The sequence below is a fragment of the Sphingobacterium sp. NPDC055346 genome (assembly GCF_053645235.1).
In genome coordinates this window covers 122,762-135,118 of record NZ_JBSHMI010000006.1, presented here as the reverse complement: position 1 = coordinate 135,118, position 12,357 = coordinate 122,762, and the positions used below count along the sequence as shown (strand labels likewise).

Annotated in this window: 10 protein-coding genes; 5 read left to right on the top strand and 5 right to left on the bottom strand. The window is 42.0% G+C overall.

Annotated elements, in window-relative coordinates; translation table 11 throughout:
* Positions 1 to 13: 13 nt before the first annotated feature.
* Together ACWICE_RS13450 and ACWICE_RS13445 are read right to left on the bottom strand one after the other, a co-directional pair.
* The gene (locus tag ACWICE_RS13450; RefSeq protein ID WP_454298564.1) at positions 14 to 883 is read right to left on the bottom strand and encodes a pirin family protein; all 870 of its coding nucleotides are present in this window, start codon (positions 881 to 883) and stop codon (positions 14 to 16) included.
* Positions 884 to 1,030: 147 nt separating this feature from the next.
* Positions 1,031 to 1,477, bottom strand: a complete 447-nt coding sequence (locus ACWICE_RS13445; RefSeq protein ID WP_093098056.1) for a DoxX family protein — start codon at positions 1,475 to 1,477, stop codon at positions 1,031 to 1,033.
* A gap of 184 nt (positions 1,478 to 1,661) precedes the next feature.
* Between ACWICE_RS13445 and ACWICE_RS13440 the strand changes: the two genes are divergently transcribed.
* From ACWICE_RS13440 to ACWICE_RS13425, 4 genes are read left to right on the top strand one after another with little or no spacing between them, the layout of a single operon-like run.
* A complete protein-coding gene (locus ACWICE_RS13440) occupies positions 1,662 to 2,447 on the top strand; it encodes an N-formylglutamate amidohydrolase (protein ID WP_454298563.1) in 786 nt (261 codons plus the stop codon).
* Positions 2,434 to 4,269: a flavohemoglobin expression-modulating QEGLA motif protein gene (locus ACWICE_RS13435; RefSeq protein WP_454298562.1), complete on the top strand. Its 1,836-nt coding sequence runs from the start codon at positions 2,434 to 2,436 to the stop codon at positions 4,267 to 4,269. Before ACWICE_RS13440 ends, ACWICE_RS13435 begins: the two co-directional genes overlap by 14 nt.
* Positions 4,270 to 4,290: 21 nt before the next feature.
* Positions 4,291 to 5,298, top strand: a complete 1,008-nt coding sequence (locus ACWICE_RS13430; RefSeq protein ID WP_454298561.1) for an ATP-grasp domain-containing protein — start codon at positions 4,291 to 4,293, stop codon at positions 5,296 to 5,298.
* Between the two features lie 3 nt (positions 5,299 to 5,301).
* The gene (locus ACWICE_RS13425) at positions 5,302 to 6,411 is read left to right on the top strand and encodes a hypothetical protein (protein WP_454298560.1); all 1,110 of its coding nucleotides are present in this window, start codon (positions 5,302 to 5,304) and stop codon (positions 6,409 to 6,411) included.
* On the opposite strand, the gene ACWICE_RS13420 is transcribed toward ACWICE_RS13425, so the two are convergent.
* Positions 6,412 to 7,386 (bottom strand): YihY/virulence factor BrkB family protein, encoded by a 975-nt coding sequence (locus ACWICE_RS13420; RefSeq protein WP_185214240.1) that lies wholly within the window; start codon positions 7,384 to 7,386, stop codon positions 6,412 to 6,414.
* A gap of 130 nt (positions 7,387 to 7,516) precedes the next feature.
* On the opposite strand from ACWICE_RS13420, the gene ACWICE_RS13415 reads away from it, so the two are divergent.
* Entirely contained in the window at positions 7,517 to 7,684 is a 168-nt protein-coding gene (locus ACWICE_RS13415; RefSeq protein ID WP_185214239.1) for a hypothetical protein, read from the top strand.
* Between the two features lie 417 nt (positions 7,685 to 8,101).
* On the opposite strand, the gene ACWICE_RS13410 is transcribed toward ACWICE_RS13415, so the two are convergent.
* Together ACWICE_RS13410 and ACWICE_RS13405 are read right to left on the bottom strand one after the other, a co-directional pair.
* On the bottom strand, positions 8,102 to 11,272 hold the full coding sequence (locus ACWICE_RS13410; RefSeq protein ID WP_185214238.1) for an efflux RND transporter permease subunit: 3,171 nt from the start codon (positions 11,270 to 11,272) through the stop codon (positions 8,102 to 8,104).
* A gap of 25 nt (positions 11,273 to 11,297) precedes the next feature.
* Positions 11,298 to 12,356, bottom strand: coding sequence for an efflux RND transporter periplasmic adaptor subunit (locus tag ACWICE_RS13405; protein WP_454298559.1), 1,059 nt, complete (start codon positions 12,354 to 12,356; stop codon positions 11,298 to 11,300).
* Position 12,357 lies beyond the last annotated feature (1 nt).

Genomic DNA, 12,357 nt, shown 5'->3' with positions numbered 1-12,357 from the left:
ATCGATGGAAATATTAATCTTCCAGGTAACCGAATTTGCCAGTTTGAAAATCACGGAATGCTTGTTTGATCTCGTCCTCGGTATTCATGACAAATGGACCATAAGCTGCGATGGGCTCATTGATCGGTTCGCCACTCAAAACCAAGACTAAAGCATCCTCTGTAGCTTCCAACTCGATCTTTTCACCCTTGTTTGCAAACAAAACAAAATGATCGGTTGCAACATCCTGTCCATTGACCTTGACAGAGCCTTCCAGAACTAACAATCCCGTATTAAAGTTCTCTGGAAATTCAAAATCTACTTTAGCCGTGGCCTTCAACTTAGCATTGAATAAGTTCACGGGCGAAAAGGTACTCGCAGCACCTTTGGTTCCTTGGTATTCACCCGCCACAACCTCAATATATCCTAATCCACCATCTATATCAACCTTTGGGATGTTCTTATTTTCCAAAGCCTGATATTTTGGTGTCGACATCTTATGTGCAGCTGGCAGGTTTACCCACAATTGCACCATTTGAAATTCACCGCCATTCTTACTCCATTCCGATTCATGGAATTCTTTATGCAGTACACCAGAAGCAGCGGTCATCCATTGTACATCACCCTCACCGATAATTCCACCACCGCCACTGCTGTCCGCATGCTCTACCCTGCCCTTATAGGCTAAGGTCACCGTTTCAAATCCACGGTGTGGATGCACTCCTACCCCTTTTGGGATTTCACTCGCTGGAAAGTTATATTTTGAGTTATAATCAAATACAATAAATGGATCCATTCTCTTCATTGGAATAGCAGAAGGAATAAAACTATGCACTCTAAAACCATCCCCTACAAAATGTGGCATTCCAGGTTTAATAATCCTTTCAATTTGTTTTTCTTTCATGGTATTCTCCTTATTAGTAATACAAAGTTAACCCTTCCTTAACCGGAAAGCGTTGACCTATGGTAATAAGTAAAGCAAAAAAATAAGGCCTTGCTAACAAGGCCTTTCCAAATAAAACTAAGAAATCTTTATAGGTTTTCTAACCTATTAAATTTGTCTTTTATAACCTGGCTTATCCATCGCTTTGTCCAGTGACATTGGCCCTGAACCTACGATCAAGAAATAGATAAGGAGTAAAAGTACCACTAGGGACAACCAAAATTCCGAATTCAAAAAGCTGAATCCATTCGTAATGTTCACAAAGAATACCGCTCCTATCAGGATGGGAATCTGAAGAGCTACCGCCAATCGGGTACAAAGTCCCAATGCGATGAATATCCCGCCAACAAGGTGGGCAAACACCACATAGTGAACTGCACTCCAAATGGATAATTGAAAATGTGTCTTCTCGATCAAAGTAGCGACTGAATCACGATCCATAATAAAGCTTATTCCTTTTGCAAAGATCAGAATCCCGAGAACAATCCTCATAAAATCGATCCATCTCGGATGATGGGCATCTCCCCAATGTTCAATGCGTTGAATTAGGTTCATAACAACCTCCTTTTTAACTGGTTATAAAACTAAAACGCAGAAAAAGACCTTGATATTATGTATTTAATAATTTTTTGTAAAATAATTAGCAAACCTCGCTTTTCCCTAAAATCAATAAACCTCTCGAAACCTTGCAGAAAACTAATTAATGGATTTATTGTTCATTAAAGTAGAAAAGATATTTATGGCAAAATTCACCAAGTATTTCATTAAAAGAATAGACAGCCCCTTTTGGGCTTTTGCGATTCATGATGGACAGCAGATCGATCCTTTTATTGACCCATATATCAATCTCAATGAAAGTGAAAGACTGCGTGAGGAGGATCCATTTACAGCTGTCATGGCTGAATTACCTATGAATCAATTTATCGTCGGCTCCTCACGGTTCCAACTTGATCTCAACCGAAAGATTGAAGATTCGGTATATCTGCGTCCCGATCAAGCTTGGGGACTGCAGGTCTGGAAAGACAGCCTTCCCGAAAATATTGTTACAGAACTCTACCTAGACCATAAAAACATCTATCAGGAAATTGAAGAGCAGATCCAAGAGACCATCGACCAAAATGGCTATTTTGTAGTGTATGATATCCATAGCTATAATGCCAAGCGTAATGGATCTGAGGAAGAAGTTGACACCGAAATCAATCCGCAAATCAACCTTGGAACAGCCTATGTCGATCCAAAGTGGCAACCCCTGATTGATCAGTTAATGGGTTTCATCAGCAAGGATAGCTTGTACGATGGACCGATTGATATTCGAGAAAACATTAAATTTAAGGGAGGATACCTATCCCAGTTGATCAACAAAAAATTCGGAGCATATGGCTGTGTCCTATCCATCGAATTCCGAAAGGATTTTATGGACGAGTGGACCGGTTCTCCTGACCTTCCAAGGGTAGTCTCCTGCAAACAACTTCTAATGAATTCAATCCAGGTCTTAAAACAGTACTTTAAAAATGATTCAAGATAAGAACAAACCCCTTTTAAGAATCTTAAACGCTATCAATAAGCGGAATGCAGTCCATTATCAGATTCCCAACGTAGGCAAGTTCATCTTCAACAAAATTGTTCCCTATATCTTTATTTACAGAGTGCCCAGTGCAGAAAAGAGGGACAAGATGTTGGTGGATCTCGCCAAAACGGAAAATGCCAGCATTGTCTGTCGGTCCAAGGAATTTGATCTGGAGGAATGGATAAAACCTATATCCCAGCGGCTGGCTGAAGAGTTTGGCGCATGTCTGTTAGTCGAGGCATGGACTGCTGAACCGGGACAGAAGGAGGATATCATGGTCCATGTGGGGCAAAAGGATATGCTGCCGCTGGCTGAATATTTTCAGAAGAACATCAAAAAGGAAGCCCGTGAAATCAATGTTTCCCTGGCGAAGGATCTTAATATCCCTCAACCTTTGGATGTTTCAGCTCTGTTCAGCAAGAAAGAATTACAGAACAAGCAGATTCTCTATATGGGGCTTTCCATTAAGCAGAACTATATCGAGGATGAAGATCAGGTCTTACCGATCTTGATGCGATTATATCGCGAAACTCTAGCGAAGTCCCTTTCCCGATTGTTCTTTGAGTTCCTGCGCGTCTATACCCATCTCAATGCCACAGCACAAAGGCTCAACTTCCATCAGGAACTCACGCCCTTGATGATAGATATCGATAAATCATTGGCCCAGGAAAGCACTAAATTCGACTTTCTCTTGATGGTGACTCCATTGAATGCGCATGAAGCCTGGTTACAGTTCAAAAAAGACAAATTCTGGAAAACACCCAAGTTCCTCTATAGGCCCATGCACATTGACCCCGACTTGGTCAAGCGTAGACTGTACAATCTTCGAATAGAAGATATTTATGACCCTACCATGGCCTATATCTTTCGGGATAAGCGGACCGAATTGGACTCTATGGTCAGCATGATTGCCGATCGTGGCAAGGAGGACTTCCTGCACGGCAGTCTCCAGGTCTTTGGCAACGTCTCAGAGAAACTATACAAGTCAGCTATGGCCATCTTGATGGTCACGGAACCCGAAGAACCGATCAAAAAAAGCGATGACTATATCAGTGCAAATGAGTTTGCAAAACTGGCAAGGGATGAAATCAAGTTTTTACAGAGGCAGAACCAGGAATTCAACAGCCCTGTCCGTGTCCGTGAGGATATCTCTGGCGTGATGGTCAACCGCGGCGTGCTGAACATCAGCAAGGAATATAGACTGACCCGCAAGCGGGCTAAAGCCTTGATCCAGCATGAGATCGGAACCCATGTGGTCACTTATTTCAATGGACGACAGCAACCGTTGAGCATCTTCAGCTTAGGTGTTCCCGGCTATGAAGAACTGCAGGAAGGACTTGCCGTATTGGCGGAATACATTGTAGGCGGATTGAACAATGATCGCCTGCGCATCATTGCAGCACGTGTTATTGCAGTGCAGAACATGCTTTTGGGAAATTCATTTATCGACACCTTCAACATGCTCGTTGAACAATATAGTTTTCAGCCCGAAACGGCCTTTCAGATCGTCATGCGCGTTTATCGGGGTGGTGGCCTGACCAAGGATGCCCTTTACCTGAAAGGGATTATGGAGCTGCTGAATTACCTGAAGGATGGCAACAATGTACACCTGCTGATGATGGGAAAAATCCGAAAGGATTACTTGCCCATTATCAAGGACCTCCTCCAAAAGGAAATCCTGATCCCCCCTGCTATCACACCACGCTACCTCTTCCCAGAGTTCAGTCCACAATGGAAGGACGTGAAAAGGAAAGGCAGCATTTTTAAATTAATTCAATAAGAAATTTTTTCAACAACATATATGAAAATAGCGATCTTAATCAACCAGTCTCACAAAGAAGAGGAAAAATTCACGACGACCATGCTGGCCCTCAAAGCCCTTGAAAGAGGACATTCCGTTCTTTACATTGGCTTGGCAGATTTTGTTTATGAAGATGAACAGACCGTCTTGGCGCATTGCCGCGTCATTAAACCCGAACATGGCCTCAGCAATGGAGCAGATTTTGTAAAACACCTGAAAGATGCTGAAAAGACCTTGGTCGATTTAGGCGAGATCGATGTCCTTTGGCTTAGGTTTGACCCTACCCTGGACATGCTGAACAGACCTTGGGCCGCAGCAGCGGGAATCCAGTTTGCACAGATCGTCAAAAGGAATGGTCGCTATGTCATCAATGACCCTGATTATTTGGTCCAAGCCAACAACAAACTCTATCTGGAGAATTTTCCAAAATCCGTTCGTCCCAAAACCTTGGTCACCAGAAACCACGACGATGTTCTTCGTTTCTTGGAGGACCAAAAGGATAAGATCATCCTTAAACCCTTAAAAGGTTCTGGAGGCAAAAATGTCTTTATGATCGACTATAAAGAGCGCCAAAACCTAAAACAAACTGTAGAGGCCATTGCGAGAGATGGCTATGTCATTGCACAGGAATACCTTCCTGAAGCAAAAAAAGGCGATATTAGATTCTTTATGATGGATGGCGAACCATTGATCGTCGATGGAAAGTATGCCGCAGTCAGGAGAGTCCAAAAAGAAGATGAAATCCGTAGCAATATCCACCAAGGGGCTAAACCGGAAGAAGCTATCATTGATGAAAATATCCTGAACCTCGTTGGCAAGGTATCCCAACAGCTTAAAGATGATAACATGTACCTAGTTGGTTTAGATATCGTAGGTGACAAGATCATGGAGGTGAATGTATTCAGCCCAGGAGCTTTATACCATGCTTCACAAATTTTAAAGAAGGACTTTGCAAATGCCATCATCATGGATTTAGAGAAAAAGGTCAAGGATTTTTACAATAAATAATTGATGAAAAAGCTTTCAAAATGGAGCCTCTTACTTGTGGTCCTAACGGCCATCTACCAAGCTGAGGCTTCACAGGTAGCTATAAGGGATACCATTCAGGTAGATAGCGCATTTACAGACCTGCTGCTGCCAGAAAACCCTATTGGGATATCAGGAGCAGATGGAAGCATTTCAATAGATCTAGGCCAAGGAAAATCGCTCTTCCTCTGGGGAGACTCTTTCCTTGGCCCTATCAAAGATAATATCAGGCAGCAGCCATCAAAGTTTATCTTAGGGAATACCGCAACGCTCATGAGCAAGGATTCCATCAGAAGCCTATATTCCGGAAATTTTGATCAACCCAGTTCCTTTATTGATGTGAAGGAAGAAGAAAAAGGCAAGTACTGGTATTGGCCAGGAGATGCAATAATCTACAAGGAAAAGCTACTGGTATTTATGGCCAAATACAGCAAGAAAGCTAACGAGAATGGACCATTTGCCTTTCAATATGAAGGCTGTGATTTCCTGTTGCTGGCCCCTGTGAACTATAACATTCTAGATCGTTCTCCATTTATTGCAGGCAGTAACCCAATTCATTATGGACATGCCATCCTCCGAAAAGATAATGTGCTCTATATCTATGGTTCGAAAGCAGACAACAAAAACTTCAGGTCGGAATTGCATGTTATGCGAGCTCGCATAAAAGGGAGCAAATTAGAAAAATTAGAATATTGGAATGGTAGCAATTGGGTAAAAGAAGCTGATAAAAGCCAAGCCATCAAGGGCATAAACAGTATGGTTTCCGAGCAATTCAGTGTTCGGGAGATTAATGGCAAGATTGTGTTGCTCAACCAAGATCGCTATCAGATACCTGGAAAGATCCTATCCTATATCGCTGATAATTTCCAAGGGCCATTTGCACAGGAGAAACTGCTCTATCAAATCAATGAACCCGAACTTAAATCAGATAGCCTATTCACCTACAATGCCATGGTCCATCCTCAGATCAGGAGAAACAACAGTATATTGGTCAGTTATAACGTCAATACCTACAGTGAAAGACTATGGTGGAAGAAAGCCTCCGTTTACCGCCCAAGATTTTTCTGGATTCCTATAGACAGCATCTTCAATTGATTATTTTTCAATAACCCTTTCCTCCTCAGTTAGTGGCGCGGGGGGGATTTCACTGACATTCCTTTCTATCTCCTTTAATTCTACATGAACGGCATATTCAGAAGGTTCAATACTGATGCCATGGAACGTAGCAAACTCTCGGGTAAATATGGCTCCAAAATAAAGGATGGCGGCCGTATAGTACACCCATAACAAGATCAAAACAATGGATGCCGCAGTACCATAGGTAGACTCCGTGTCGGATGATTGTAGATAAAAACCAATTCCAAAACGACCAATAGCGAACAATATAGCTGTAAAAAGGGCTCCTGCCTTTACAGGCCTCCAGCTGATGGTCACATCGGGTAGCACCTTAAAGATCACGGCAAAGAGGATAAAAGTGATACCGAAGGTCAATGCAAAATTGATTAAATCCATCACATAGACCGTCATATCCGGGAAAAATCGTAATAACCTATCGGTAAAGGCCAGGATAATACCATTGACAACCAAAGTCACGACCAATAAGAATCCCAATCCAATGATCAAGGAAGAAGAAAGCAAACGGTCCATAATCATCTTTAACCAGCCCTTTTTGGGTTTAGCCTTGACATGCCAAATCTTATTGATGGAGTTTTGCATATCCCCAAATACCGTAGTGGCACCGATGATCAAGGTCACGATACTGACGATAAGGGCCAGATTAGACTTACCAGAAAGACTCAGGTTCTTGATTACGTCCTGAATCTGACGGGCAGCGGTCAGCCCAACAAGCTCATTCAACTCTGAAAACAACTTACCTTTGATGGCATCCTCTCCATAAAAGATCCCTGCCAGGGAGATCATCAAAACCAATATGGGACCAAGGGAAAATATCGTATAATAAGCTAGTGATGCACTGTACTTCATACTGTCCTCATTCATAAACCCCATGACAGTATTCTTTAATATTTGAAATGTATCCTTAAAAAATCCTTTGCTTTCTTGTTTTTCCATAAATTATCGTTGCTCTCTATCTGTTAGAAACAGCCATCAAATTAAAATGTTTGCTTATGCAATCAACAATTGTTCCGAACATAAAGCTGCCTCTCTTGTTCTAAGCATAGAAACAATTAATACACAGATCATGAGCAAACAGAAAGAAACAAGACCTGAAGAATTAGAAAAAGACAAACCTGAGCAACCAAGGGAGGACAACGAAAAAGTACAATCGGATACCGGAAAGCGTCCGGAAGGTGATACCAATCCGCTCCCTCCTAACCCCAATAAGGTCGATGACCACGATGGCGATTAATAGAAAACGGAAAAAATTAAACGGCCTGTATCCTTGCGGATTCAGGCCGTTAGCATAATAGTTAGTGTGTGTGATCTTTAAATATCTCGACCCAAAAACCGATTTCAAATTTAATTCGATTCGTTGGAGGAATTTGCTTTGTACCAAGTACGGTAAATTTCACGAGAGAAGGATATATTTCTAAAAAAAGTAAAGGTTTTATCGGTCTCAAAAAATCATAAATCTGTCTTAAAACCACAAAAAACAATGATTTTACCAGAAATAAATTACATGTTTAACCACCTGCTTTTCCGTCGATTTCCATCAATTTCTAATCCATTTCCAGCAAAAACGGACGCTAAAATTTACCTATTTTCAATAAAAAAGGCCTGAAACGAATTCCAGGCCTTTAGTATTTAGAAAATTAATTGTTCAAGTTTAGTTATGCTTAACTTCCATTTCGTCAACATAATGTTCGTTTGGAACATAATCCGCTTCCATCAATTCAGCATAATCCGTTTTTTCTTTCTTACCCCAACGACGACCGAAACCATCGAAGATCGAGTAAACTACCGGTACGACAACCAAGGTCAATAATAGAGACGATAAAAGTCCCCCGATAATTACAATCGCTAAACCTCTGTTGGTATCCGCACCATCACCTGTTGCCAATGCAATCGGGATCATACCGAAAACCATCGCGATGGTTGTCATCAAGATCGGACGTAGACGGGCATGGTTGGCAGCAACCAAAGCGTCATGTGTACTGTCCCCATGTTCTTTTCTATGGTTGGCAAAGTCAACCAATAGGATCGCATTCTTCGCCACCAAACCGATCAACATGATAATACCCAAGATGGTAAAGATGTTCAAGGTCTGGTTCGTTAATGCTAGTAACAATAACGCTCCGATGAATGACAATGGAATCGAGAACAATACCACAAATGGAGTAGAGAAACTATCGTAAAGAGCAACCATAACCAAGTACACCAATAAGATGGATGCAATCAAAGCTACTCCTAAGGTACCGAAACCTTCAGTTTGACTTTCCATGTTACCACCCCATACATATACTACACCTGGCTTACGCTCCAACTTAGAGAATCCTTCTTCCCATTCAGCAGCTACGGTACCCATTGGGCGACCAACTACCGAACCTTGGATAGATACCGCCGGTGATTTATCACGACGTTCCAATAATGTTGGTCCTGAGCCGTAACCTACGGTTGCAAACTGATCCAGTGAAATGGTCGCCCCTTGGTTATTGATAAACTTCAAGGTTCTCACATCATTGATATTTGCTCTTCCACTCTCAGCGAAACGGATATTGATATCATATTCGTTATCACCTGCACGGAATTTATTGTCCGTGTTACCCGAGAATGCTGTCTGCATGGTCATACCTACAGTAGCCACATTCAATCCAAGTGAAGTCATCTTATCACGGTCCACTTGAACACGGATCTCAGGGTTACCATCTTCCGAAGTCAATTTCACACCTGTAGCTCCAGGGATATTGCGTAAAATCTCTTCCGCCTTGATCGCAAACTCACGTGCATCTTCCAAATCTGAACCCATAACGGTCAATTTCAAAGGTGCCTGCTCTGCTCCCATCAAGCCCATGTTTACGGCCGTAACCTTGGAACCGATCAATTTATTCTCCAACTCACGTTTCAAACGAGCTGAATAAACCTTCGAGCTTTCTGTATAGGTATCTTTTAAGATCACGTGGATCTCTGACTTATAGCGTGAACCTGCTGTAGACATTACCCCATCAGAGGATTGACCTACTGTGGTAATGATACTTTCCACTTCTGGTTTAGACTCGATAATCGATTCTGCTTTTTGTGTCAGGAAGTTGGTTTTCTCCAAAGACGCATCTTTCTCCAATTCCAACTGGATCATGAATTCTCCCTTATCTGATGCCGGGAAGAAGTCAGTACCGATATATCCAAGTCCTACCAATGCGAATGAACCAAAGAATAGAACCAAAGCGATAAACAAGGTTGCCAATTTGGTTTTCCAGTTTTTCAAACACCATTCAAGGATACCTGTGATCCAGTGCGTGAATGCTGTCAATCCTGCTTCAAAACCATGTACAATCTTTCCGATAAAGGAATTAGGATTGATATGCTCTAATTTTCCGAAACGTGAATACAACCAAGGCACCACGGTAAAGGAAACCAATAAGGATAATAAGGTCGAAATAATTACCGTCACACAGAACTGTGCTAGGATGTTAGCTACCAAACCGGTTGACATCGCAATAGGCAAGAATACCACCACGATAACCAAGGTAATCGCCGATACGGTAAATCCAATCTCTTTTGCTCCATCATAAGCTGCACGAACCTTATTCTTACCCATCTCCATATGGCGGTGGATATTCTCGATTACAACGATCGCATCATCGACCAAGATACCTACCACTAGGGAAAGACCTAACAAGGACATCAAGTTCAAGGTATATCCCATCAATAACAGACCGATAAAGGTTGCCACCAAGGATAACGGAATCGCAATCATGGTGATCGCCGCATTTCTCAAACTGTGCAAGAAGAACAACATGATAAAACCTACCAAGGCAATCGCGATCATTAAATCGTGGATTACGTTGTCTGCTGCATTCAAGGTATAATCCGTTGAATCGTTCGCAACTTTGATCTGAATATTATCTGTTTTGTAATCTACCTGAACAGTTTCAATGGTTTCTTTTACCAATTTGGAAACCTCAACCGCATTCGCATCCGACTGCTTGAATACCTGTAATAGAATGGTATTCTTACGGTCCAAACGAGCGATTTTTTCGATTTCCTTGATACCATCCTGAACATCGGCAACATCTCTCAAGAAGATCGTTACACCTGTAGGCGTGGTAATAGGCAAGTTTCTCAACTCTTCAACATCCACAACTTTACCTGCCAAACGGATTGTCGTTCTAGACTCACGTGTGCTCACGTTACCCGTAGGGAAGTCCAAATTGGACTGTGCAATTACGTTCTGGATCTGGGAAATGGAAACTCCATAACCCTCTGCTTTTTGTGGATCTACGGAAACCTGGATTTCACGTTCTTCACCACCGACCATGTCTACTTTTGCAACACCAGAGATACGCGCAAAGATCGGTTGTATCTTGTTGTCCAACAGGTCGTACAATTCTTTCTCCGATTGGTTGGAAGTCACCGCCAAACTCATGATGGCGATATCATCCAGGGAGAATTTATTCAAGGATGGAGCCTCGACATCTTCAGGGAGGTCATTGAGGACCGCATTGATCTTCCGCTGGGCATCTGTGAGCAGGAAGTTGACATCCGCTCCATCATTCAGGGTAATCATTACGATCGAAACGTTCTCCAAGGAAGTGGATTCCAATTTCTTGATATTTTCCAACGAGGATACGGCATCCTCAATTTTCTTGGTTACAGTACTCTCAACCTCGGAAGGTGAAGCACCTGGATACACGGTCTGGATGGTAATTACGTTTACCTCAAACTTAGGTATCAACTCATAACCCAATTGGGTATATGAGAATATCCCGCCTAATGTCAATAGTATGAACAATACTATGATTAGACTCGGACGTTTTATCGATATTTCAGTAATCTTCATTTTATGAGTTCGTTCTTAGCACAAATTATTTAATGATTTCAACAGGTGAGTTGTTAAACAAGTTGATCTGACCTGAAATAATAACTTGGTCACCAGCTTGTAAACCGCTAAGAACCTCAATATTATCACCAAAGCTTCTACCTGCTACAACCTCTGATTCTACTGCTTTTCCGTTTTTCAAAACGAATACTTTGTTATCCGAAATACTACCTACGAATGCTGTTCTAGGAACTACTAATACGCTTGAAGTACCGCTTGCTCCGAATACAGCAGTTCCGTACATACCTGCACGCAATTCATTGTTCGGGTTGTTCGCAATCTCGATCTCCACTGGGAAGTTTAAGCTTCCATCGGACTTAGGTGCAATGAAAGTAATCTTTCCAGTAAACTCTCTGTCAGCATATACACTCACTCTTACGTTTACAACCTGTCCCACTCGTAGGGTTGCAACATTCTTTTCGTCAACATTCACACGCAATTTCAAAGTGCTCACATTCACGATATCAAATGCCGGAGTACCTGGGCTTACATAAGCACCTGGTTCAATCTTACGGGAATTCACGATACCAGCAACTGATGTTTTGATCGTTACGTCACCAGCAGTCAATTTTGCACTTTTCAGGTTATTTTTAGAACTTTCAAACTGAAGGCGCATTTGATCCACTTGTTGTTGAGTAACACCACCAGTGCTCAGGGCATTCTCATAACGTTGTAGGTTCGCTAGCGCATTATCATAACTTGCTTGCGCATTAGCAACATTCACGTTCAGCTTATCGCCTTCCACGATTGCCAAAGTCTGTCCTGCTGAAACTCTTGATCCTTCATCAACCATAACACGAACCACACGACCACCAGTTTCTGCTGCTACCGTTACTTCTTGTTTTGGCATAAAAGTACCGTTCGCTAGGTATTCTAAGCTCATATTGCTATTCTCAGCCGTATCGATACGAACTGCCACTGCAGCATTCTTCTCAGCTACCGCAGCTGTATCTGCATCATTTTTTGCTTTATTCTTTTGGAGGATAAAGTAGATACCTGCTCCAGCAGCAATGATAACAATTAGGGTAATTAATGTACGTTTCATT